Raw genomic sequence first — 21,718 nt, 5'->3', positions numbered from 1 at the left:
GGAAACCATCCCAAAGCCCGCAGGCCAACAGGAGAAGCAGCGGTTTAGGCCAGACCCAACTGGCGCAGTTCCGCCAATATATGGGGCGGCAGGTCCTGCCCCCCGCCACCCGCCTGGTCCAGATCGGGCGGCGCGTCCTCCGGCTTCAGATAGCGCCACCCCTGGAAGGGGCGCTTGGGCTGGGGCACGGTTTCCACGAGTTCGGTATCCAACAGCATGCGGCAGACCTCATCCCCCTCGGGCGAGCGCATGAGATCGAAACCGACGAAACGGGCGCGGCAGCACAGGATGCCCTTCACCACCCAATAGAGGGAGCCGCCGTCCAGCAGCTCCGCCGTGCGCGTGGGCATGCGGCGGGTATAGGTGGGCACCACCCGGTGGCCGTGCCAGTCCATCTGGTTGCGGTTGCGCCAGTCGCGCATGTCGGCAAGGTCGGGGGCGCCCACGGCAAGGCGCAGCATATGTAAGGGCATGGTCTCAACAAGGCCGGTGTCTATCGGGGGGTTGAGACTACGAGCTTAAGCCTGAGGGTCAAGGCGCCCCGTCACAGGGGCGGTCCTCAAGGGGTGATACTCAAGCGGATCATAAGCGGGGCCTAAGCCCGACATCCAAGGAACAACTACGCCCCGACCGAGGCGTTCAGGGCGCGGCACTTGGCCTCGAAACCGTCGGAGATGAATTCCGGCCGCTTGAACATGCCCTTCAGCCACGCGGCCAGCAGGCACAGCTCTTCCAGTTTCAGCACCTCATCCAGGGTGCCCTGGGGGAAGCGGATGGCGAAGCTGTCGGCGACGGTGTCCAGCACCTCTTCCACCTGCTCGATGCTGAGGCCGCAGTCGGTCTCCAGCACGGCGGTGCGGGTCAGGATTTTCTCGTCGACGCCGTAGTCGTCGCGGATCAGCTTCACGATCCAACGGAATAGGTGCATCCAGTTGGTGACGCCCTCGATCGACCGGCTCACGGCATCCCGCCCCTCAAGTTAGGCCCGCGCTGGGGTGGCCCCGGAAGCGATATACTCCCGCCCCACACGGCTGTCAGGTCCCACCCCTATCAGAGAAGCGTTAAGACTTTTTTGACGTCGGCACCAGCGATGTTTCTTCCGTGATAACGGCCGGGCCCTGGACCAAACCCGGTTGTCAGCGGTCGGGCGGCCGGCGGCTGCTGGAATAGCTGAAGATGGCGTTGAATCCGAACAGCAACAGCAACATGCCGACGATGACCTCGGCCGCCACGACTAGACGGATGAAGCTGCCCACCGGCACGATGTCGCCATAGCCGACGGTCGACAGGGTGACGACGGAGAAATAAAGGCTTTCCGCGAATCCGATCTTCTGCGGCGCGCCGCCGATCATGAACTGGCTGACGGGGGAAAAGCGGTCCACCACCGTGTAGAGGGCGGCGAAGACGATCACCAGCAGGGAGTAGAAGGTGAAGAAGGCGAAGGCCGGCTCCGCCAGGCCGGCCACCTGCTCGAAAAACTCCTCGAACAGCAGGCCCGTCTCCAACAGCAGCACCACCACATCGTAGCTGACCAGCAGCACGATGAAGGCGATGAAGCCCATGGCGGCAAAGAAGGCGTCGCGCACCACGGGCTGGGGCGTTTCGGGGGTCAGCAGGAAAGTGGCCACCCCCACCAGGCCCAGCGGCACCACCCAGCCGAAGGCGCGGCCGAAGCGGCGCAGGTCGCGCCGCCTGGCGTTGCCGTCCGGCCGCGCCTGGACAATGGCGCGAATGCCTTCGCGCCGAATCACCACGCCGGCCAGGAAAGCGGCCAATGGCAGGACGAAACCCAGCCCCAGCAGGCCCGGCGGCAACTGCGAAAAGTGCGCCTCGACGAAGAACTCGAAGATGATGGCGTAGATGCCGACGAAGTTGGCCAAGCCGATGGTGAAGAAGCGGCTGCCGGGGAACAGCAGGTGGCAGGCGCCCACCACCACGACCACCGCCCCCAACAGCGCCAGCATCAGGCCCGGATCCGCCCCCTGGATGGTAAGCGAGATCAAGGCCAGCAGGCCCACCGTCAGGACGATGGGCGTCACCAGGGTGCGCTTGCGCCGCCGCCGGGACGGAACGGGCCGGGGTGTGGTCGCGTTCATCACCAGCCGCCCTGCGCCAGCCAGCGTTCCACCTGCACCAGGCGGTCCGCCCCCCAAAACCCCTCCCCATCCACGAAGATGAAGGGGGAGCCGAAGACGCCCCGGGCCATGGCGGCATCAGTGGCGACGCGGAGCGCGTCCTTCACCGCCGGCTCCTGCATGCCGGCCTTGAGGCTATCCGCATCCATGCCGATGCCGGTGGCGACATCCGCCACCACGTCCACCCCGGAAATGTCCCGCCCCTCCTGCCAGTGGGCACGGTACAGCGCCTTCGCCAAGCTCCGCGCCAGACCGATATCCCGGGCGGCCGTCCAGTAATAGGCGCGGGAGGACGCCACGGCATTGATCGGCATTACCTGCGGCCACACCAGCGGCAGGCCGTAATAGCGGGCGGAGCGCATTACGTCATGCCGCAGGTAATCACCCTGCAAGGGGCGCAGCACCGTGGCCGTGACGCCCGTGCTCTTGAACACCGCCCCCAGCAGGATGGGGTGCCAGGCGACGGTGCGGCCATGGCGGGCCGCCAGTTCATCGATCGCCATGGCGGCGAAATAGCCGTAGGGCGAGGCGAAGTCGAAATAAAAGTCCAAGGGCTGCGCTGCCATCACAGGTCCCCCTCCCCCCAATGTTATTCGGCCAATGTTATTCGGGCGGCTGCACCCCTCGGCACAGCCGCCCGTCAGTATGCCCACTCGCCGGACCAGGTCCAGCGTGGATGGGTGTCAGTTGAGACGTTCAATGGCCACGGCCGTGGCTTCGCCGCCGCCGATGCACAGGCTGGCCACGCCCCGGGTCTGGCCGTAGCGCTGCAGTGCTGCCAGCAAGGTCACCAGGATGCGGGCGCCCGAGGCGCCGATGGGGTGGCCCAGGGCGCAGGCGCCGCCATGGACGTTGACCTTCTCGTGGGGAATGTCGAATTCCCGCATCGCCGCCATGGGCACCACGGCGAAGGCCTCGTTGATCTCGAACAGGTCGACATCGCGGGCGGACCAGCCGGTCTTGGCGAACAGGGTCTCGATGGCGCCGATGGGGGCGGTGGTGAACCAGTTGGGGGCGCGGGCGTGGCTGGCATGGCCGACGATGCGGGCCAGCGGCGTGAGGCCGCGCTTCTCCGCCACGCTGGCGCGGGTCAGCACCAAGGCGGCGGCACCGTCGCTGATGCTGGCGCTGCTGGCCGCCGTCACCGTGCCGTCCTTGCGGAACGGGGTCTTCAGGGTGGGGATCTTCTCCGGCTTGCCCTTCAGCGGCTGCTCATCCCGGCTGATGACGACGTCGCCGGCCTTGCCCTTCACCGTGACGCCCACCGTCTCGCCGTCGAACCAGCCGCCTTCCACCGCGGCCTTGGCCCGGCGCAGGCTTTCGATGGCGTAGGCGTCCTGCATCTCGCGGGTGAACTGGTAATGGCTGGCCGTGTCCTCGGCGAAGGTGCCCATGGCGCGGCCGCGGTCGTAGGCGTCTTCCAGCCCGTCCAGCGCCATGTGGTCGTAGATGGTGGCATGGCCGTAGCGATAGCCGCCGCGGGCGCGGTCCAGCAGATAGGGGGCGTTGGACATGCTTTCCATGCCGCCGGCCAGCGCGATGTCGACGCTACCCGCCACCAGCAGGTCATGGGCGACCATGGCCGCCTTCATGCCGCTGCCGCACATTTTGTTCAGGGTGCTGCACGGCACGGACTGCGGCAGGCCCGCGGCAAGCGCCGCCTGGCGGCCGGGCGCCTGGCCCTGGCCGGCCTGCAGCACGCAACCCATCACCACCTCATCGATGGCCTCAGGCGCGAGGCCGGCGCGTTCCACCGCCGTCTTCACGGCAGCCGCCCCCAACTGGGCGGCCGGCAGGCTGGACAGGTCGCCCATCATGCCGCCCATGGCGGTGCGGGCGGCGCTGACGATGACAATCGGATCACTCGACATGGTTCATCTCTCCCGTTTGATTCTGTGTGGTGCCCAAAGCGCCGTCCACCTGGAGGCGCCAGGCACGGCGGACGAAATCCAGGCCCTCCGGCTCACCCAGCAGGCGGCAGGTCATGGTCTGGGCGAAGGCGATACCCACCATCTGGAACGCGAACAGGGTGCAATCGAGACCGGGGCGGAAATGCCCCGCGGCCACCGCCATGGCGGCCCCCTGCCGGATGAAGGCGCGCAAGCGGCGCTGGGCGCCGGCGATCTCATCCCGCAGCGGTCCTGGCCGGTCATCCAGTTCCAGGCTGGCCGCCTGGATGGGACAGCCGCCGGGAAAGGGGGGTGAGCGGTTCCACGCCCACCAGCCCTCGGCGAAAGCCTCCAGCCGCGGCAGGCCGCGCGGCAGATCCAGCACCGGCCGGATGACATGGGTGGTGAAGCAGGCCTGGGCCTCCTGCAACACCGCCACCTGCAGCTGTTCCTTGGACCCGAAATGGGCGAACAGCCCGCTTTTCGACAAGCCGGTACGCTCCGCCAACAGGCCGATGGTGAGACCTGACAGTCCATCCGTGCTCATGAGGCTCAAGGCCTCACCCAGGATGGCGGCGCGCGTGCGGACACCCTTGCTCATGGGACGCAAATAAACGAACGATCGTGCTATTGTCAAGGCAAAGCCCTGCGCCGAAAAGCGAAGACCCGCCCCGGATCGCTCCGGGACGGGTCTTTACCGCTGTCAGTCAAGGGGCGCCCCGAGGGGGGCTGGATCAAGCGTCCTCGCCCGCCTCATGCATCTGGGCATCGACCACGGCCAGGGCCGACATGTTGACGATGCCGCGCACGGTGACTGAGGGGGTGAGGATGTGCACCGGCTGGGCGGCGCCCAGCAGCACCGGGCCCACCGGCTGTCCCTCGCCCAGGGTCTTCAGCAGGTTAAAGGCGATGTTGGCCGCGTCGCGGCTGGGCATGATCAGAAGATTGGCCATGCCCTTCAGGCGGCTGTTGGGGAAAACCCGATTGCGGATGTCCTCGGAAATGGCGCTGTCGGCATGCATCTCGCCCTCGACCTCCAGCGTCGGGCACTGCTGCTCGATCTTGGCCAGGGCGGCCCGCATGGTCAGGGCCGAAGCATCACCGTGGCTGCCGAAGTTGGAGTGCGACAGCAGGGCCACCTTGGGCACCACGCCGAAGCGCCGCACCTCTTCCGCCGCCAGGGCCGTCATGGCGGCGATCTGGTCGGCCGTGGGTTCCGGCGTCACATAGGCGTCGGCCAGGAAGAAGGTGCCCTTGGGCAGGATCAGCACCGACAGGGCGGCGGGAATGGTGGTGCCCGGCTTCAGCCCGATGACGTCCAGCACATGCTTCAGGTGCCAGTCATAAAGACCGACCGTGCCGCCGATCATGGCGTCGGCGTCGCCCTTGCGCACCATCATCAGGCCGATGACGGTGGTGTTGTTGCGCACCACCTGGCGAGCGCGGTCCGGGCTGACGCCCCGGCGCTCCATGATGGCGTGGTAGCTCTGCCAGTAGTCGGCATAGCGCGGATCGTTCTGTGGGTCGACCAGCTCGACATCGCGGTCCAGCTGGATGCGCAGGCCCAACTTCTCGATACGGCGGGCCACCACGTCGCGACGGCCGATGAGGATGGGCTTGGCCAGGCCGTCGTCCACCACGAACTGCACGGCGCGCAGCACCCGCTCCTCCTCGCCCTCGCAGTAGACCAGGCGCTTGGGCGCCTGCTTGGCGCGGGAGAACACCGGCTTCATCAACAGGCCGGAGCGGAAGACGAACTGCGACAGCCGCTCGCGGTAGGCGTCGAAATCGGTGATGGGCCGGGTGGCCACGCCGCTGTCCATGGCGGCCTTGGCCACCGCCGGCGCGATCTCCAGGATCAGCCGTGGGTCGAAGGGCTTGGGGATGATGTTGTCGGGGCCGAAACCGGCCTGCTGGTCGCCATAGGCGGCAGCCACCACGTCATGCTGTTCCGCCATGGCCAGACGGGCGATGGCCTCCACCGCGGCGATCTTCATCGCCTCGTTGATCTGGGTGGCGCCCACGTCCAAGGCACCCCGGAAGATGAAGGGGAAGCAGAGGACGTTGTTGACCTGGTTAGGATAGTCGGACCGCCCGGTGGCGATGATGGCGTCGGGCTGCGCTTCCCGCGCTTCTTCCGGCATGATTTCCGGAGTGGGGTTGGCCAGCGCCAGGATGACCGGCTGCCCCGCCATCTTGGACACCATGGGCTTGGTCAGCACGCGCGGGGCGGACAGGCCCAGGAAGATGTCCGCCCCATCGATGATGTCATCCAGGGTGCGGGCGTTGGTCTTCTTGGCGTAGCGCGCCTTGCGCGGGTCCATCAGCTCGGTGCGGCCATCATAGACCACGCCCTTGATGTCGCTGACCCAGATGTTGTCCACGGGCATGCCCATATCCACCAGCAGATCCAGGCAGGCCAGCGCGGCGGCGCCGGCGCCGCTGGCCACCAGCTTGACCTCGTCGATCTTGCGGCCGCGCAGCTTCAGCGCGTTGGTGATGGCGGCGGCGACGATGATGGCGGTGCCGTGCTGGTCGTCATGGAAGACCGGGATCTTCATGCGCTCGCGCAGCTTGCTTTCCACGTAGAAGCATTCCGGCGCCTTGATGTCCTCAAGGTTGATTCCGCCGAACGTCGGCTCCAGCGCGGCGATGACCTCGACCAGCTTGTCGGGGTCCTTCTGGTCGATCTCGATGTCGAAGACGTCGATGCCGGCGAACTTCTTGAACAGGACGCCCTTGCCCTCCATCACCGGCTTGGCGGCCAGCGGACCGATGTCGCCCAGGCCCAGCACGGCGGTGCCGTTGGTGATGACGGCCACCAGGTTGCCGCGCGAGGTCATCTGGCTGGCCTCGGCCGGGTCGGCCACGATGGCCTCGCAGGCGAAGGCCACGCCGGGCGAATAGGCCAAGGCCAGGTCGCGCTGTGTCGCCAGGGGCTTGGTCGGCGTGACGGCGATCTTACCCGGCGTCGGCAGCCGGTGATAGTCAAGGGCGGCTTCGCGAAACTCGTCGGACATGGGGCCGGTCTCTTCTGCGGGGGACTGGGTCGCGAGCGGCGTCACGGGGCGCCGATGCTGCCACGGGCGTCGTAAACCGTTCGGTCTGCCTCCTGCTTAAGGCGGGGGGGCCGGCATTGTCCAGAGGCCATGGGCACTATGGTGCCATTCGGCGTCGGCGCGCCCACCTGCCATGCGCGGAACCGACGGGAAGCGACCATCCGCAAACGCGAAAGGCCGACCCCAAGGGGCCGGCCTTTCAGGTGATGGTGCGGTCAAGAAGACTCGAACTTCCACGGGTTGCCCCACAGCGACCTCAACGCTGCGCGTCTACCAATTCCGCCATGACCGCATCATGTCAGAACCTCGTCGGCAAGGGCTTGCCAACGGGTGAACGGGGGAATAGCAAATCGCCGATCCCATAGCAAGCCCTCGTGTGGCCCCATCGGGATCGGGACACACTATATAAAGGTGTGACCCTGGAAAGACCCCGGCGCCGCACCCGCCGGAACCGCCTTAGCACGACAGGTAAGCAACCGCGATGTCCCTGCCCCTGACCGAAACCGACGCCGTTCCCGCCTCCCCTCCCTTGGCCGGCCCCGAATGGCGCATCAGCGACCAGCCGGTGCCCTATCTCGAGGCGGTGGCCGCCATGGAGGAACGCGTGGCCGCCATCCGCGCCGGGACGGCGCCCGAACTGGTGTGGCTGCTGGAACACCCGCCGCTGTACACCGCCGGCACCAGCGCCAAGGCGGAGGACCTGCTGGACCATGGCCGCTTCCCCGTGTTCCAGACCGGGCGCGGGGGCCAATACACCTATCATGGTCCCGGCCAGCGCGTGGCCTATGTCATGCTGGACCTGGTGAAGCGCGGGCCTGACGTGCACCGCTATGTCACCAACCTAGAGGAATGGATCATCCGCACCCTAGCCCTGTTCAACATCAAGGGTGAGCGGCGCTGCGGCCGGGTGGGCATCTGGGTGGACAAGCAGCCCTATGGCGGGCTGCCGGGCCAGGAGGACAAGATCGGCGCCATCGGCGTGCGGGTGCGCCGCGGCGTCACCTTCCACGGCATTTCCCTGAACGTGGATCCGGATCTCAGCCACTTCGGCGGCATCGTGCCCTGCGGCATCACCCAGTTCGGCGTCACCTCCATGCATGCCCTGGGGCACCTGGTCAGCCTGCACGAGGTGGATGCGGCAATGCGCGACGCCTGGGACGGCGTGTTCGAGACCCCCAGCGCGGCTGTGGAGACGTGTACCCGGTAAGGGGTGCCCCGACTACCTATTTAGGGTCTAAACCTGCGATAGTTGGACCTGCAACCCGCCGCCACGCATAATTGAAGCGGTATGGCAACGGCGGGGGGACGCCATGGAAACCGCGATCGCTTCTGGGCCTGTCGCAACGGCCAATCGGCACACCTTCTATGTGGCCATGGCCGCCGTCTTCCTGGCCATCGCCTTCGGCGGGTTCACGCCGACCTATTGGCGGCCGGTGATCAGCGGCACCTTCCACCGGCCGGCCATCGTCCATATCCACGGCTTCGTCCTGTTTTCCTGGTGCCTGTTCTATTTCGCGCAGACGCTGCTGGCGGCGCGGGGCCGGACGCCCGACCACCGCAGCTGGGGCTTGGCCGGCATCGCCCTGTTCAGCGTGATGATCTGCACCATCCTGGCCAGCCAGGTGGCCGTGCTGAACCTGTACGCCCAGTTGGGGTACGGCGACGCGGCCAAGCGCTTCGCCGCCGTCTCGCTGACGGCGCTGCCCCTGTTCATCGCCGTCTTCGTGCTGGCCATCGTCATGGTCCGCCGGCCGGAGGTGCACAAGCGGCTCATGATCCTGCTCATGGCCCTGCTGATGCAGCCGGCCATCGCCCGCGTTTTCGTGGCCCTGCTGGCCCCGCCCTCCGGCGCGGCGGCGGAGGGTCCGCCCCCGCCGCCCTTCGTGGCGATCCCCCCGGGCCTGGTCGCCGACCTGCTGCTGGTCGTCGCCCTGGTCCATGACTGGCGGACACGGGGACGGCCTCATCCCGTCTATGCCTATGGCTTGCCGCTGGCCATCTTGAACCAGGTGGTCATGGTGCCTATCGCCGGCAGCGCCACCTGGATGACCCTTATGGATGGTTACACGAAGCTGTTCGGATAAGTGCCGGCCGGGGGCCCGGGGCCCAGGGGATAGTTCCCGGGTCAGTTCCTGGCCTTCAGCAGGTCGCGGATTTCCTCCAGCAGCACCTCCTGCCGGGGCGGGGCGGAAACCGCCTTGGTGCGGAAGCGGTTGACCTGCTTCACCAGCAGGAACACGGCACCGGCGACGATGAAGAAGCGGATGACGACGTTGATGAAGACGCCATAGTTGACGGTGGCCGCCCCGGCGTCCTGCGCCGCCTTCAGATTGGCGTAGTGCTCCCCGTTCAAGGCCAGGAAATAGCTGGAGAAGTCGATGCCGCCCATGAGATAGCCGATGGGGGGCATGATCAGGTCATTGACCAGCGAATTGACGATGCCGGTGAAGGCGGCGCCGACGATGATGCCGACGGCCAGGTCGATGACGCTGCCCCGGCTGATGAACGACTTGAATTCTTCCCACATCCTCGCATCCCCTTTATTCGCACGGTCCCGGTTGCGCGGGCCGCTTCATGGGTTGGTGGATGTAGTATGCAGGCAGCGGGCCGCCAGGGTCACTACCCACAGGATGTAGGCGGCCCCCGCGAAAAGCCCGGTCAAGGAAAGGGCCGGTCCCGTCGCCGGGCCGGCCCCTGCCGTAAATCGATATCTCCGGCCCTCAGGCCCCGCCCTCAGGGCAGGACGTACAGGCCGCGCTGGCCTTCCATGGGCTTGAACCTGTCGGTGATGCCCAGCACGGTCTCGGCACCGCCCAGGTACAGCACGCCGTCGGATGGCATCTGCTTGGCGATGGCCTCCAGCACCTTGGTCTTGGTCGGCTGGTCGAAGTAGATCAGCACGTTGCGGCAGAACACCACGTCGAACTGGCCCAGCGGCGACAGGTCGGTCAGCAGGTTGTATTCCCGGAAGGTGGCCATCTGCCGGATTTGCGGGGACAGCTGCCATTTGTCGCCGGTCTGCTTGAAATACTTCACCAGCATGGTGATGGGCAGGCCGCGCTGCACCTCGAACTGGGTGTAGATGCCGGCGCGCGACTTCTCCACCATCTCCGACGACAGGTCGGTGCCCACGATCTCGATGCGCCAGCCGTTCAGGCGGACGGAGTCCTCCGACAACATCATGGCCAGTGAATAGGCTTCCTGCCCGCTGGAACAGGCGGCCGACCAGATTCGGATGGATTTCTTGGTAGCCCGGCTTTCCAGCAGGGCCGGCAGAACCACCTGCTTGAACTGGTCGAAGGGCTTCTGGTCACGGAAGAAGGACGACTCGTTGGTCGTCATCGCCTCCGTGATGTCCTTCAGCAGATTTTCGTCCTTGCGGGCGCGAACCGTGGCCGCCAGCTCGTCCAGCGTTTTCAGGTTCCACTTCCGCGCTACGGGCATGAGGCGCGATTCCAGCAGGTAGGCCTTGTCCTTGGTCAGGACCAAGCCCGAACGCTGCTTCAGCATCGTGCAGAACATGTCGAAGTCTTCGACCTTCATGCCGCCGTCCTCAGTGCGATCTTGCGGATAAACGGACCGATCTCCTTCAAGGGCAGGATGGAACTGCACAAGCCCGCCGTTGCCACGGCGCCCGGCATGCCCCACACCACGCTGCTGGCCTCGTCCTGGCCAACAACCATACCCCCGGCCTGGACCACCTGGTCGCAGCCGCCGCGACCGTCATGCCCCATGCCGGTGAGGATGACCGCCAACACCTTACGCCCATAAATCTTAACAATACTGCGCAACATCGGATCGACCGCCGGCCGGCAAAAATTTTCCGGCGGGTCCTTGGTCAGTTGCGCGGTGGTCACGCCGTTGCGCGACACCAGCAGGAAGTGGTTGTCGCCCGGTGCCACATAGGCACGGCCGCCGACGATGGGCTCCCCATCCTTGGCCTCCGCGCACTCGATCCCGCACTGGCGGGTGATGTGCTCGGCCAGAATGGTGGTGAAGGTCGCCGGCATATGCTGAGTGATGACGATGGGTTGGTGCAGCCCGCCACGGAAATTGGCCATCACCTCGAACAGGGCCTGGGGCCCGCCGGGGGACCTGCCGATGGCGATGATGTCCGGCCGGATGTCGGGCGCCGGGCGCAGCACCACCGGACCGTGGTCCAGCAAGCGGCTGCGGATGGGCGACGGTGCCGCGGTACCGGTGGGGGCGGCCGCCGGTGCGGCGCCGGGAGCGGGCGCCGCGACGGGACGCGGGGCCAGCGGTCGTGAGGGCGCACCCTTGGACGGGTCGGCCCGGCGGGCGGCCTCGCCCAGCGCCTGGACCTTGCTGACCAGTTCCGCCTTGAAGCTTTCCGCGCCCGTCAGCTCCCGCGTCGAGGACGGCTTGGTGACATAGTCGGAGGCGCCGGCGCGCAGGGCCCGCAGCGAGATGTCGGCGTTCTTGGCCGTCAGGGTCGAGGCCATGATGACCTTGACCGCCGGATCCGCGGCGATCAGCTGCGGCAGGGCCGTCAGCCCATCCATCACCGGCATCTCGATATCCAGGACAATGACGTCCAGGGTCTGGCGCTGCAGGGTGTTGATGGCCATCTGGCCGTTGGCCACGGAAGCGACGACACGGATGGTGCCGTCACCCTCCAAGGTACGCGTCAGCAAGCCACGGATGACCGCCGAATCGTCCACGACCATAACCCGGTACGGCTCGGTCGTGGAGGCCGCCGAAGACGCGGCCTGAGGTCGTCCGGGGATATCGTTCATGATCTTATGGTTCCCGGGCGTCAGAGAAGCCCGACCTGCTGGAACTTGGTTTGGATGATCTCGCTGTCGAAGGGCTTCATGATGTACTCGTTGGCCCCTGCCGACAGCGCCTCCTGGATGTGGGCCAGATCGTTCTCGGTGGTGCAGAACACCACCTTGGGCGTCTGGCCCCCCGACATCTTGCGCAGACGCCGCAGGAACTCGATGCCGGTCATGACCGGCATGTTCCAGTCCAACAGGATGGCGTCCGGCATGGCCGCCGCGCACGCTTCCATCGCCTGCTTGCCATCCTCGGCTTCTGAACAGGTGAAGTTCAGCTCTTCCAGGATCTTGCGCGCGACCTTGCGGACGACGCGGCTGTCATCGACGACCAGGCAGGACTTCATGCAAAGGACCTCGGGTTGCTAAGCGCTCGAAAGCACCGGTGGTTTAAGCCCAGGCTCAGGCGGCTTCGGTATTAGCGAAATTCAACAACCGCGACACGTCAAGCACAACGAGAAGATTTTCCCGCAGACGATAAATACCCGTGGACACTTCACGCCAACGCGCGTCCATCGTGGACGGCTGGCGTTCGAAGTCATCCGAGGTCAGGCTCAAGACTTCACCGACGCTGTCGACCATCAGGGAATAAAGCTCACCCTTGTGGTCCACGACGATGCTCATGCCGGGCTTGTCCGCCGCACGCGGCGGCAGGCCCAGGCGCAGGCGCACGTCGATGGCGGTGACGATGCGGCCGCGCAGGTTCAGCGAACCGGCAACCTCCGGCGGCGCCAGGGGGATGCGGGTGATGCGCTGCGGCCCCAGTACATCCTGCACCTGCAGGACCGGGATGCCGAACACCTGATCGGCGATGGTCATGGTGACGAAGTCTTCGTTCTTGACGACCGCGACTTCGGTGCTGGCGGTGCGCTTGGCGGGCAGGTTCGTACTCATGCGGCACCCTTGGTCTCGGAGATGGTCTGCTGCAGCGTGAAGAGAAGCGCGTCGCGGTCGAACTTCGCCACATAGTCGGTGAAGCCGGCCTGGCGGCCGCGGTCAAGGTCGCGCGGGGTGGCGTGGCTGGACAGGGCCACCAGCGGCACGTTCTGCCAGCGGCTGTTGCCACGGACGGCCTGGGCGAACTCCAGCCCGCTCATGCCCGGCATCTCGATGTCGCTGACGATGACGTCGAAATCCTCGCCGGATTCACAGAGGCCCAGGGCCTCATCCGCGCTCTGCACCGCCGTGACGTCGTAACCCGACACGGTCAGCAGCGGGGTCAGCAGGTTGCGGAAGAAGGGGCTGTCGTCGACCAGCAGCACCTTGTGCAGGCGCTCGTCCTCGAAGCGATCGGTGGCGTTGCCGAACCAGTCGCGGAAGGCCTGGGTCAGGTAGAAGCCGGCGTCGATGACGTCCGTCGCCTTGTCGGCGATGATGGCGCTGCCCATGAAGCCGGCGCGTTCCGTGCCCAGTTCCACCTGCAGGCGGTCTTCGACGATGTCGATGATCTCGTCCACCACCAGACCCATCGAGCGGTCGCCGTCAGCGAACACCAGGACCGGCTGGCGCTTGTCGCGCTGGACCTGCCAGGACGGGTCGATGGGCACCAACGGCATCAGCTTGCCGCGGTACTGCACCACCGGCTGGCCGTTGGAGGCCTCGACCTGGTTGAGGTCGATGTCTTCCAGGCGGGCCACCAGCGACAGCGGGACGGCCTTGGGGGCGCCATCGCCGGCGCGGAACAGCAACAGGGCCATGCGGTCGTCCTTGCGGGCGGCCTGCTTCTCCTCCGCGGCGGCGGCGGCGGTGTCGTGCACGCCCCCCGCGATCTCGCCGGAGAAGCTGGCGATACCGTTGGGATCCAGGATCATGATGACGGAGCCGTCACCCAGGATGGTGTTGCCCGAGAACAGCTCGATATGGCGCAGGATGGGGGCCACCGGCTTCACCACGATTTCTTCCGTGTCGAAGACGCGGTCGACGATGATGCCGAAGGTATAGTTGCCGACCTGGGCCACCACGATGAAGGTTTCGCGGTTGTCCTGGTCGCCGTCGCCCAGCTTCAGCAGCCGTTCCAGGCTGACCAGCGGCAGCAGGCGGTTGCGCAGGCGCAGGACCGGCGTGCCGTTGATCCGCTCGATCTTATGCTCGCTGTCGTTGGCGGCGCGCACCAGCTCGATCACGCTGATCTGCGGAATGGCGAAGCGCTCGCCGCCGCATTCGACCACCAGGGCCGAGACGATGGCCAGGGTCAGCGGGATCTTGATGGTGAAGGTGGTGCCGCGGCCCTCGACGGACTTCAGCTCGATGGTGCCGCCGATCTTCTCGATGTTGGTCTTCACCACGTCCATGCCGACGCCGCGGCCGGAGACGCTGGTGACCTTGGCGGCGGTGGAGAAACCGGCCTTGAAGATGAACTGCTGGATCTGCTGGTCCGACATGCTGGCCAGCTCGGCCTCGGTGGCCAGGCCGTTCTGCAGGATCTTGCGCTTGATGGCCTCGATCGCCAGGCCCTTACCATCGTCGGAGATCTCGATGATGATGTGGCCGCCCTCATGGAAGGCGTTCAGCGTGACGCGGCCGGTCTCGGACTTGCCCTTGGCCACGCGCTCCGCCGGCAGCTCCAGACCGTGGTCGGCGGAGTTGCGGACCATGTGGGTCAGCGGGTCCTTGATCAGCTCCAGCACCTGACGGTCCAGTTCCGTCTCGGCGCCCAGCATCTGCAGGTCGATCTTCTTGTGCAGTTCGTGCGCCAGATCGCGCACCAGGCGCGGCAGCTTGGCCCAGGCGTTGCCGATGGGCTGCATACGCGTCTTCATGACGCCTTCCTGCAGCTCTGACGTCACGTGGTTCAGGCGCTGCAGCGGGACCGCGAACTCGCTTTCCTTCTGGCTGCGCAGGATCTGCAGCAACTGGTTGCGGGTCAGCACCAGCTCGGAAACCATGGTCATCAGGTTTTCGAGCAGGTCGACGTTGACGCGGATGGTCTGGTTGGCCAGGGACGATTCGCCACCATCACCGCCACCGGCGGCGGGAGGCGGCGGCGGGGGCGCCTGGGTGGCGGCCGGGGCCGGGGCCGGCGGGGCGGCCTCCGCCACGGGCGCCACTTCGCGGGTGGTGGTGGCGGCCGGCACCGACGGGGCGGCGACCACGGGCGCCGGCGGCGGGGCCACGGGTTCCGGCACGGGCTCGGGCGCCGGCGGCGGGGGTGGCGGTGCGGCGGCGACAGGGGCGGCCGCGGCGGGCGCCTCCCGACCTTCGGCCAGCGCGTTCAGGCGGTTGATCAGGTCTTCGTCATTGCCGGCCGGCTCGGCCTCGGTCTTTTCCAGAACCAGCAGGATCGACTTGATGGCGTCCAGGGATTCCAGGATCAGCGTGACCGCGTAGGGGCTGACGTTCAGCTCGCCATCGCGGAAGCGGCCCAGCACGTTCTCCGACGCATGGGCCACCGCTTCCAGCCGCGGCAGGCCGAGGAAGCCGCACGTGCCCTTGATGGTGTGTACCAGCCGGAAGATGTTGCTCAGCAGGCTGGGGTCATTCGGGTTCTGCTCAAGCCGCACCAACTCAACGTCCAAGACCGCGATGTTTTCATTGGTCTCGGTCAGAAATTCGCTCAGCAGATCATCCATGGTCCACGTCCCGTTGCCATGCGCGTATCGAAGCCGTCCCGACGGGCGGCCCCGTTTGGAATAAGGTTTAAGCCCCCGACCCCGCCCCACATCAAAACACCCGGCCAAACCCCTTCGGCCGTGATGGGTGTCCTAATAGTGACAGGGGGCGCCACTCCCTACACCCATCTTTTCCAGAAAGACGATTAAGAACACGTTACTCCTGCGAGATTGATGGCGTGCCCTGTGCGACAAGACAAGCGATAAACGCGTTAAGGTTCGCTATCGGCGTGAAACGGCCCCCGGGCCCCGTCAGCCGGCCCGTCTGTCCAGCCAGAAACGCAATGCTTCCGCACCTTTGGCCTCGGTGATGATGCCCCAGCCGCACTGTTCGGCGAAGCGGCCGGTGACATAGGCCTGCACGCTGCGCGGGGTCAGGTCGGCTTGCGCCACCGCCCCGTCCAGGGCCTCGCGCACCTCGTCGCGCAAGCTGACGGTGCGCCCCTCCGCCGTCACCGAGAGCGCCGCGCCGCCAGCCCCGGCGGCGACGGTCACCACCCCGCCGTAAGGCATGGCCTCCTCCGCCAGCAAACCCAGGTTCAGCGCCAGTTTCAGCACGCCGCCATCAGACCCGGGCATGACGTCGGCCGGCCAATCCAGGCGCGTGCGCCCCCCCCGGAACCAGGCGCCCAGCACCGTCCGCGCCTCGGCCGCGGTGAAGGCGCCGCTGTTGCCGGCCGCCCCGTAGGCCAGGCGGAACAGGCGCAGGCGCCGCGCCGCCTGGTCGGCGCTGTCCGCGATCAGGGACATGGCCTCCTCGGCCATGGATTGGCCCATCTCCTCAATAAGTTCGACGCCATTGCCGATGGCGCCCACCGGGCTGATCAAATCGTGGCAAAGGCGGGAGCAAAGCAGCTCGACAACGTGCAGTTCCAGGGAGACCGTCATTCGTATGGGCCTTGTTTTGGGGCCTTGTCCGGGCGGCGTGGCGGTTCATAGTGGGCACGGCGCAGCATAGTGGACGTCCGCCCCGATAGCAGGGATTTAGCGAAGCGCCTGCCCAAGAACAAACGGATAAGGGCAAAAGGATAGGTGATGCTTTTTTCGCTGCTGCCGGTGTCCACCCAACCCTCTAGCCCTAGGATATACGCCCCATGCCTCCCTTCACCCCCGAATCAGGCGCGGCCGCGGCACTGCTGACCCCCGGCACCTATGTCGTGCATGCCGGCCAGCCGGACTGGGGCCTGGGACAGGTGCAGTCGGCCGTGGGCGTGCGGGTCACCGTCAACTTCCCCCACGCCGGCAAGCAGCTGATCGATGCCAGCGTCGTGCCCCTGCGGGTGGTGGAACCGGAAGATTGGATGCCCTGACCGCCGCCCACCCTGCCATGGCCCCTCATCGCGGCCCCCATCGCACCGTTGCCGCCGTCACAGCGTCCCCCTCGACGCTAAGAGGGGGCTGCATTGTTATGGTTGCCGCACCATATTTGCCGTAGATGAGGGTGGGGATGCGCCGCCGCCGGGCGGACGGCTCCCTGAGCAGCATGGTTGAGGACGGTTGAGACGATGGCGGACGGCGCCCTGATACCCATGGCCAACGGCACCTCCGGCACGACGATGCCGGCGAGCGGCCAGCCGCCGCTGGTTGACCCCTTCGGCCGGTCCATCCGGTACCTGCGCGTTTCCGTGACCGACCGCTGCGACTTCCGCTGCGTCTACTGCATGGCGGAGGAGATGACCTTCCTGCCCAAGGCGGAAGTGCTGTCGCTGGAAGAGCTGGAGCGGCTGTGCGGCGCCTTCATCCAGACGGGCGTGCGCAAGCTGCGCCTGACGGGGGGCGAGCCCCTGGTACGCCGCGGCATCATGGACCTGATCCGCCGCTTGGGTCGCCACCTGGACACAGGATCCCTGGATGAGTTGACCCTGACCACCAACGGCAGCCAGCTGGCCAAGTACGCGGCCGAGCTGTACGCGGCCGGCGTGCGCCGGGTGAACGTCAGCCTGGACACGCTGGACCCCGACCGCTTCCAGGCCATCACCCGCTGGGGCAAGCTGGCCCCCGTGCTGGATGGCATCAAGGCCGCCAAGGAGGCCGGGCTATCCGTGAAGATCAACTGCGTGGCCCTGCGCGGGGTGAATGATGGCGAGGTGCACGATCTGGTCGCCTGGTGCGGGCGCGAGGGTCACGACCTGACCTTCATCGAGGTCATGCCCCTGGGTGACATGGACAGCGGTGACGCCGGGGGGACCAACCAGGGCGGCACGGTGCGGGCCGACCAGTATTGGCCCCTGTCCATGCTGCGCGCCGAGCTGGCCAAGCGCTGGACCCTGACCGACCTGCCCATCAGCACCGGCGGCCCTGCCCGCTATGCCCGAGTGGCCGAGACGGGCGGCCGCGTCGGCTTCATCACGCCCATGACCCATAATTTCTGCGAAAGCTGCAACCGCGTGCGGCTGACCTGCACCGGCATGCTGTACATGTGCCTGGGCCAGGACGACGCCGCCGATCTGCGCGCCGTCATGCGCGGCGCGCCCGGTGACGACGACACCCTGCTGGCCGCAATCAAGGAGGCCATCGCCCGCAAGCCCAAGGGACATGACTTCATCATCGACCGCCGGCAGAAGGCGCCGGCCGTCTCCCGGCACATGAGCGTCACCGGCGGCTGAGGCCGGCACCACCGCGATCCATTCTCAAAGACACCGGTTTCCGGGGCAGCTGGGCATTTCCTTTACTCGGATCAATCCGTTAAGGTGTGCGTCCATTTCGGTCAAAAGGCCCGCCCTTCCCTCCCCCGAGTCCTGGACCCAGGCGAAAGCGCCATGCTCGACGAACCCACACGCCCCGCCGCCCCCCCGCCAGGCCCAGCCGGCCAGGCGTCCATCCCGGCGGAGGCGGCCGCGCAATGCGCCCCGGTGCCCCTGCCCGCCAAGCCGGCCTTCTGCATCGTCGCGGCGGAGACGCCAGAAGCGGAGGCCGCCCGCACCACATTGTCGGAGCGCTATCGCACCGTGCGGGCGGAGGATGCGGACGTCATCATCGCGCTGGGTGGCGACGGCTTCCTGCTGGAAACGCTGCACCGCCATCTGCCCCTGTGCAAACCCGTCTACGGCATGAACCGCGGCTCCGTCGGCTTCCTGCTGAACAACTTCAGCCCCCGGGGTCTGACCGACCGCGTGCGCCGGGCGCAGCGCGTGGCGCTGAACCCGCTGCGCATGGTGGCCGTCAATGCCCAGGGCCGGCATGAGGCGCTGGCCTTCAACGAGGTGTCGCTGCTGCGTGAGACGCGCCAGGCCGCCAAGCTGCGCATCAGCGTCGATGGGGTGGAGCGCCTGCCGGAACTGGCCTGCGACGGCGCCCTGGTGTCCACCCCCGCCGGCAGCACCGCCTACAACCTGTCTGCCCACGGCCCCATCGTGCCCCTGGGCGCCGGCATCCTGGCGCTGACGCCCATCAGCGCCTTCCGCCCCCGCCGCTGGCGCGGCGCTTTGCTGCCCCACACCGCCAAGCTGCAGTTCGACATCCTGGAAGGCGCCAAGCGCCCCGTCAGCGCCGTGGCGGACTTCACCGAAATCCGCGACGTGGCCCGGGTGGAGGTCTGCGAGGACCGTAGCGTGGCGTCCATCCTACTGTTCGATCCGGAGATGAACCTGGAGGAACGGATTTTGAAGGAACAGTTCACGCCTTAGCTGCACCCGGACCTGCCCCATGACATCCATGCCCGGCACCGTGATCCGGATGAGGCGCGCGCTTGAGGGGCCGTTGCCCGCCCCGGCTTGGCCGGAAGGTGTACGGCTTACTTCCTTCACCCCCCTGGATGCCCGGGAGGCGCATGCCCTCTTCACCGCTGGTTACGCCAACGGCGGAGGCGACGTGGGCGGCTTCGACGATTGGTGGACCGACCTTTCCACGGATGGCGAGTACGATCCCACGCTGTTTTTCCTGGTGAGGGATTCAGAGGACCGGTTGGTCGGGGCCGCGCAATGCTGGACCAGCGCCTTTGTGAAAGATCTGGTGGTTCATCCGCTGTGGCACCGTCGCGGTATCGGCCTCGCGCTGCTGTTCCATGTCTTCGCCTCCTTCCGCGAACGGGGGGCCACGGCGGTGGAGCTGAAGGTGCTGCGCGACAATCCCGGCGCCCTCAGCCTTTATGGCCACGCCGGAATGACCGTCGGGGACTGACACCCCGATTTTCCCCGTGGCAGTCCGTGCTACTCCGCCGCCAGGCGCCGGTCGCCCACCCGGGCCAGGGCAAAGGCGTGGATGGCGCGCATCAGGTCTTCCAGGTCGTGGGACAGGCGCCAGTAGCCGTCGTGGCGCTCCAGCGTTTCCTCGTCCATGTACAGGCGCCGGTCTATTTCCAACTGCAGGCTGTTGCGGCCCCGGGTGGGGATACCGTAGCGGCGCACCAGTTCCACGCCCTTGTAGGGGTCGTTGTGGCGCACACGATAGCCCATGCCGCGCAGGGTGGCGGCCACGAAGCGGGTGAAGGACGGGTCGCAGCAGGCGCCGTCCCGGTCGCCCAGCACGAAATCGGCGCCGGCGTCGCCGGTACCCAGGGTCGGCATGGAGTGGCAGTTGATGTGCCAGACCTGGCCGAAGCGGGCGTGCAAGCCGTCCAGCGCCGCCTTCAATTGGGCGTGATAGGGCCGCCAGTAGCGCTCAATGCGGGCCTGCACCTCCCTCACCGTCAGCTTGGCGGCGTACAGCGCCTCCCCCGGGCGGCTGACGGTGCGTATCAGACCCATGCCGTGGCGGCTTTTCTCCGATGGGTTCAACGGGCCCGGCCAGGAGTCCGCCAGGCAGGCCGGGTCGATGTCGTCTTCCGCCCGATTGACGTCGATGTAGCTGCGCGGGAACAGGGCCTGCAGCAACGTTGCGCCCAGGACCGGGGCACGGGCGAACAGCTCGTCCACATGCGCGTCTTCCGACTGGCGCAACAGCATGAGCGGGCAGCGGGGGCTGAAGCCCAGGGGATAGGCGGACCCGCTGTGGGGCGAGTCATAGACGACGGGAATGGGCGTGCCTTCCGGGTCATGGCGCACCAGCACATCATCTATGATGAATTTCATGCCAACCTCACAACCGCCGATGACGGCGGCAACAAAGCCAGCCGTCATAAGCTTTTACCATAGCGCAGGCTGGGGCATCCCGTCCCTTTCCTTGACGCGTCGGACCCGTCACTATTGCTCAACCAGCCCAATAGGGAAAAGACGGCGATGGTTCCAAGGGGTTCGGGCCCGACAGTCAGGGATGGATGCTCGTGATGTGGGACCGGTTCAGCCAGCCCCCCGGCCCCGCCGCGCCCGAGCCGCCGCTGGCCATGCCGGACCTGCGCGCCCACCGCACGGGCAACACCGGCGTTCCCTATGTCTGGCGGTTCGAAGCCAAGGGCGAGGGCCCCCACGTCGCCGTCGTCGCCCTGATGCATGGCAACGAGCCTTGCGGCGCCGTGGCCCTGGATCGGCTGTTGCGCCGGGGGTTGCGGCCGGCGCGCGGCACCTGGACCCTGGCCTTCGCCAACACGGACGCCGCGGCGGGCGGCCGCCTGTTCGGGCCGGCGGGGACGCCGGCGCGCTATCTGGACCGCGACATGAACCGCCTGTGGGCCGGCGTCAGGGCGGAGGTGCCCGCCCGGGGCCCGCCGCCGGTCTACCCCCAGGGCCGGGAACAGGCGCGGGTGGCGGCCATCGCCCCTTGGATCCTGACGGCGGACCTATTGCTGGACCTGCATTCCATGCAGGTGCCGTCCCCTGCGCTGACCCTGTGCGGCCGCTCACCCCGCGCCCGTGCCCTGGCGGTGGCGCTGGCCGATCCCGGCTGGGTGGTGGCGGACGACGGGCATGCCGATGGCATGCGCCTGATCGACCATCCTCGTTTCTCCGCCCCGGGCAGTAGCGCCGCCGCCATCCTTATGGAATGCGGCCAGCATTCGGCCCCGGCCGCCGGCGTCCAGGCCTGGCGCGGCCTGATCCGTTTCCTGGCGCAGTCGGAAACCCTGGATGCCGCCACCGCCCGCACCTTGCTGGCGGAGGCCAACGCCCCCGCCTCGCCGGCGAAGCCCACCGTGGTGGACGTGACCCACGTCATCCGGGCGGAAACGGATGAGTTCGCCTTCGTGAAGCAATTCCAGGGGCTGGAGCGCATCGCCGCCGCCGGCACACTGCTGGCCCTGGACGGCAAGCGCGCCGTCCACACGCCCTATGACAACTGTGTCCTGGTCATGCCCACGCGCACCCCGCGCCGGGGACAGACCACGGTGCGGCTGGGGCGGATTGTGTGATGCGGTAGCAG

22 protein-coding genes and 1 tRNA gene are annotated in these 21,718 nt (G+C 67.2%); 7 read left to right on the top strand and 16 right to left on the bottom strand.

Annotation, left to right across the window (positions count from 1 at the left end; translation table 11 throughout):
• Positions 1-44: 44 nt before the first annotated feature.
• The 8 genes from Y958_RS04360 to Y958_RS04325 all read right to left on the bottom strand — a co-directional run bounded on the left by Y958_RS04360 (position 45) and on the right by Y958_RS04325 (position 7,375).
• Positions 45-473, bottom strand: a complete 429-nt coding sequence (locus Y958_RS04360) for a DUF1489 family protein (protein ID WP_040845399.1) — start codon at positions 471-473, stop codon at positions 45-47.
• 146 nt (positions 474-619) lie between these two features.
• Complete coding sequence (locus Y958_RS04355; RefSeq protein WP_004272552.1) at positions 620-961, bottom strand: hypothetical protein; 342 nt, start codon at positions 959-961, stop codon at positions 620-622.
• A gap of 175 nt (positions 962-1,136) precedes the next feature.
• A complete protein-coding gene (locus Y958_RS04350; RefSeq protein ID WP_088871040.1) occupies positions 1,137-2,096 on the bottom strand; it encodes an ion channel in 960 nt (319 codons plus the stop codon).
• Entirely contained in the window at positions 2,096-2,701 is a 606-nt protein-coding gene (locus Y958_RS04345) for a 2-hydroxychromene-2-carboxylate isomerase (protein ID WP_088871039.1), read from the bottom strand. The genes Y958_RS04350 and Y958_RS04345 overlap by 1 nt, the downstream gene beginning before the upstream one ends.
• Positions 2,702-2,818: 117 nt before the next feature.
• A complete protein-coding gene (locus Y958_RS04340; RefSeq protein ID WP_088871038.1) occupies positions 2,819-4,006 on the bottom strand; it encodes an acetyl-CoA C-acyltransferase in 1,188 nt (395 codons plus the stop codon).
• Positions 3,996-4,625, bottom strand: a complete 630-nt coding sequence (locus Y958_RS04335; protein ID WP_088871037.1) for a TetR/AcrR family transcriptional regulator — start codon at positions 4,623-4,625, stop codon at positions 3,996-3,998. The genes Y958_RS04340 and Y958_RS04335 overlap by 11 nt, the downstream gene beginning before the upstream one ends.
• 133 nt (positions 4,626-4,758) lie before the next feature.
• Positions 4,759-7,044, bottom strand: coding sequence for an NADP-dependent malic enzyme (locus Y958_RS04330; RefSeq protein ID WP_004272317.1), 2,286 nt, complete (start codon positions 7,042-7,044; stop codon positions 4,759-4,761).
• Between the two features lie 246 nt (positions 7,045-7,290).
• A tRNA-Leu gene (locus Y958_RS04325) sits at positions 7,291-7,375 on the bottom strand.
• A gap of 189 nt (positions 7,376-7,564) precedes the next feature.
• On the opposite strand from Y958_RS04325, the gene lipB reads away from it, so the two are divergent.
• Both lipB and Y958_RS04315 read left to right on the top strand, forming a co-directional pair.
• Positions 7,565-8,290, top strand: a complete 726-nt coding sequence (lipB, locus tag Y958_RS04320; RefSeq protein ID WP_088871036.1) for a lipoyl(octanoyl) transferase LipB — start codon at positions 7,565-7,567, stop codon at positions 8,288-8,290.
• Positions 8,291-8,393: 103 nt separating this feature from the next.
• Positions 8,394-9,167, top strand: coding sequence for a hypothetical protein (locus tag Y958_RS04315; RefSeq protein WP_088871035.1), 774 nt, complete (start codon positions 8,394-8,396; stop codon positions 9,165-9,167).
• A 41-nt stretch (positions 9,168-9,208) separates the two neighbouring features.
• Here Y958_RS04315 and mscL read toward each other — a convergent pair whose 3' ends face one another.
• The 7 genes from mscL to Y958_RS04280 form a co-directional block, all read right to left on the bottom strand.
• Positions 9,209-9,610 (bottom strand): large conductance mechanosensitive channel protein MscL, encoded by a 402-nt coding sequence (gene mscL / locus Y958_RS04310; RefSeq protein WP_004272454.1) that lies wholly within the window; start codon positions 9,608-9,610, stop codon positions 9,209-9,211.
• Between the two features lie 206 nt (positions 9,611-9,816).
• The gene (locus Y958_RS04305) at positions 9,817-10,626 is read right to left on the bottom strand and encodes a CheR family methyltransferase (protein ID WP_088871034.1); all 810 of its coding nucleotides are present in this window, start codon (positions 10,624-10,626) and stop codon (positions 9,817-9,819) included.
• Entirely contained in the window at positions 10,623-11,840 is a 1,218-nt protein-coding gene (locus Y958_RS04300; protein WP_088871033.1) for a protein-glutamate methylesterase/protein-glutamine glutaminase, read from the bottom strand. Before Y958_RS04300 ends, Y958_RS04305 begins: the two co-directional genes overlap by 4 nt.
• A gap of 20 nt (positions 11,841-11,860) precedes the next feature.
• Positions 11,861-12,226, bottom strand: a complete 366-nt coding sequence (locus tag Y958_RS04295) for a response regulator (protein WP_088871032.1) — start codon at positions 12,224-12,226, stop codon at positions 11,861-11,863.
• 55 nt (positions 12,227-12,281) lie between these two features.
• Positions 12,282-12,773 carry a chemotaxis protein CheW gene (locus tag Y958_RS04290; protein WP_040846265.1) on the bottom strand — a complete coding sequence of 164 codons (492 nt, stop codon included), beginning with the start codon at positions 12,771-12,773 and terminating at the stop codon, positions 12,282-12,284.
• Positions 12,770-15,448, bottom strand: a complete 2,679-nt coding sequence (locus Y958_RS04285; protein WP_088871031.1) for a hybrid sensor histidine kinase/response regulator — start codon at positions 15,446-15,448, stop codon at positions 12,770-12,772. The genes Y958_RS04290 and Y958_RS04285 overlap by 4 nt, the downstream gene beginning before the upstream one ends.
• 291 nt (positions 15,449-15,739) lie before the next feature.
• Positions 15,740-16,375 carry a histidine phosphotransferase family protein gene (locus Y958_RS04280; protein WP_088871030.1) on the bottom strand — a complete coding sequence of 212 codons (636 nt, stop codon included), beginning with the start codon at positions 16,373-16,375 and terminating at the stop codon, positions 15,740-15,742.
• A gap of 206 nt (positions 16,376-16,581) precedes the next feature.
• On the opposite strand from Y958_RS04280, the gene Y958_RS04275 reads away from it, so the two are divergent.
• The 4 genes from Y958_RS04275 to Y958_RS04260 all read left to right on the top strand — a co-directional run bounded on the left by Y958_RS04275 (position 16,582) and on the right by Y958_RS04260 (position 19,606).
• Entirely contained in the window at positions 16,582-16,797 is a 216-nt protein-coding gene (locus Y958_RS04275) for a DUF3553 domain-containing protein (protein ID WP_088871029.1), read from the top strand.
• 246 nt (positions 16,798-17,043) lie between these two features.
• Positions 17,044-18,093: a GTP 3',8-cyclase MoaA gene (gene moaA, locus Y958_RS04270; RefSeq protein ID WP_088872469.1), complete on the top strand. Its 1,050-nt coding sequence runs from the start codon at positions 17,044-17,046 to the stop codon at positions 18,091-18,093.
• Positions 18,094-18,246: 153 nt separating this feature from the next.
• On the top strand, positions 18,247-19,113 hold the full coding sequence (locus Y958_RS04265) for an NAD kinase (RefSeq protein WP_088871028.1): 867 nt from the start codon (positions 18,247-18,249) through the stop codon (positions 19,111-19,113).
• Positions 19,114-19,132: 19 nt separating this feature from the next.
• Complete coding sequence (locus tag Y958_RS04260) at positions 19,133-19,606, top strand: GNAT family N-acetyltransferase (RefSeq protein ID WP_088871027.1); 474 nt, start codon at positions 19,133-19,135, stop codon at positions 19,604-19,606.
• A 29-nt stretch (positions 19,607-19,635) separates the two neighbouring features.
• On the opposite strand, the gene Y958_RS04255 is transcribed toward Y958_RS04260, so the two are convergent.
• Complete coding sequence (locus Y958_RS04255) at positions 19,636-20,496, bottom strand: N-formylglutamate amidohydrolase (protein ID WP_088872468.1); 861 nt, start codon at positions 20,494-20,496, stop codon at positions 19,636-19,638.
• Positions 20,497-20,690: 194 nt separating this feature from the next.
• Here Y958_RS04255 and Y958_RS04250 point away from each other — a divergent pair, with 194 nt between their 5' ends.
• Complete coding sequence (locus Y958_RS04250) at positions 20,691-21,707, top strand: M14 family metallopeptidase (protein ID WP_186291256.1); 1,017 nt, start codon at positions 20,691-20,693, stop codon at positions 21,705-21,707.
• The last annotated feature ends 11 nt before the right edge of the window (positions 21,708-21,718 follow it).

It is taken from the genome of Nitrospirillum viridazoti CBAmc (assembly GCF_000730165.1).
Lineage (GTDB): Bacteria > Pseudomonadota > Alphaproteobacteria > Azospirillales > Azospirillaceae > Nitrospirillum > Nitrospirillum viridazoti.
The sequence above is the reverse complement of the archived record's forward strand: the minus strand, read 5'-3'. Positions and strand labels throughout refer to the sequence as shown.

Excerpts from the sequence above, each read along its gene's own strand:
- Y958_RS04360 (WP_040845399.1), bottom strand. The coding sequence starts at position 473 with ATGCCCTTACATATGCTGCGCCTTGCCGTGGGCGCCCCCGACCTTGCC.
- Y958_RS04350 (WP_088871040.1), bottom strand. The coding sequence starts at position 2,096 with ATGAACGCGACCACACCCCGGCCCGTTCCGTCCCGGCGGCGGCGCAAG.
- Y958_RS04345 (WP_088871039.1), bottom strand. The coding sequence starts at position 2,701 with ATGGCAGCGCAGCCCTTGGACTTTTATTTCGACTTCGCCTCGCCCTAC.
- Y958_RS04340 (WP_088871038.1), bottom strand. The coding sequence starts at position 4,006 with ATGTCGAGTGATCCGATTGTCATCGTCAGCGCCGCCCGCACCGCCATG.
- Y958_RS04335 (WP_088871037.1), bottom strand. The coding sequence starts at position 4,625 with ATGAGCAAGGGTGTCCGCACGCGCGCCGCCATCCTGGGTGAGGCCTTG.
- Y958_RS04330 (WP_004272317.1), bottom strand. The coding sequence starts at position 7,044 with ATGTCCGACGAGTTTCGCGAAGCCGCCCTTGACTATCACCGGCTGCCG.
- lipB (WP_088871036.1), top strand. The coding sequence starts at position 7,565 with ATGTCCCTGCCCCTGACCGAAACCGACGCCGTTCCCGCCTCCCCTCCC.
- Y958_RS04315 (WP_088871035.1), top strand. The coding sequence starts at position 8,394 with ATGGAAACCGCGATCGCTTCTGGGCCTGTCGCAACGGCCAATCGGCAC.
- mscL (WP_004272454.1), bottom strand. The coding sequence starts at position 9,610 with ATGTGGGAAGAATTCAAGTCGTTCATCAGCCGGGGCAGCGTCATCGAC.
- Y958_RS04305 (WP_088871034.1), bottom strand. The coding sequence starts at position 10,626 with ATGAAGGTCGAAGACTTCGACATGTTCTGCACGATGCTGAAGCAGCGT.
- Y958_RS04300 (WP_088871033.1), bottom strand. The coding sequence starts at position 11,840 with ATGAACGATATCCCCGGACGACCTCAGGCCGCGTCTTCGGCGGCCTCC.
- Y958_RS04295 (WP_088871032.1), bottom strand. The coding sequence starts at position 12,226 with ATGAAGTCCTGCCTGGTCGTCGATGACAGCCGCGTCGTCCGCAAGGTC.
- Y958_RS04290 (WP_040846265.1), bottom strand. The coding sequence starts at position 12,773 with ATGAGTACGAACCTGCCCGCCAAGCGCACCGCCAGCACCGAAGTCGCG.
- Y958_RS04285 (WP_088871031.1), bottom strand. The coding sequence starts at position 15,448 with ATGGATGATCTGCTGAGCGAATTTCTGACCGAGACCAATGAAAACATC.
- Y958_RS04280 (WP_088871030.1), bottom strand. The coding sequence starts at position 16,375 with ATGACGGTCTCCCTGGAACTGCACGTTGTCGAGCTGCTTTGCTCCCGC.
- Y958_RS04275 (WP_088871029.1), top strand. The coding sequence starts at position 16,582 with ATGCCTCCCTTCACCCCCGAATCAGGCGCGGCCGCGGCACTGCTGACC.
- moaA (WP_088872469.1), top strand. The coding sequence starts at position 17,044 with ATGCCGGCGAGCGGCCAGCCGCCGCTGGTTGACCCCTTCGGCCGGTCC.
- Y958_RS04265 (WP_088871028.1), top strand. The coding sequence starts at position 18,247 with ATGCTCGACGAACCCACACGCCCCGCCGCCCCCCCGCCAGGCCCAGCC.
- Y958_RS04260 (WP_088871027.1), top strand. The coding sequence starts at position 19,133 with ATGACATCCATGCCCGGCACCGTGATCCGGATGAGGCGCGCGCTTGAG.
- Y958_RS04255 (WP_088872468.1), bottom strand. The coding sequence starts at position 20,496 with ATGAAATTCATCATAGATGATGTGCTGGTGCGCCATGACCCGGAAGGC.
- Y958_RS04250 (WP_186291256.1), top strand. The coding sequence starts at position 20,691 with ATGTGGGACCGGTTCAGCCAGCCCCCCGGCCCCGCCGCGCCCGAGCCG.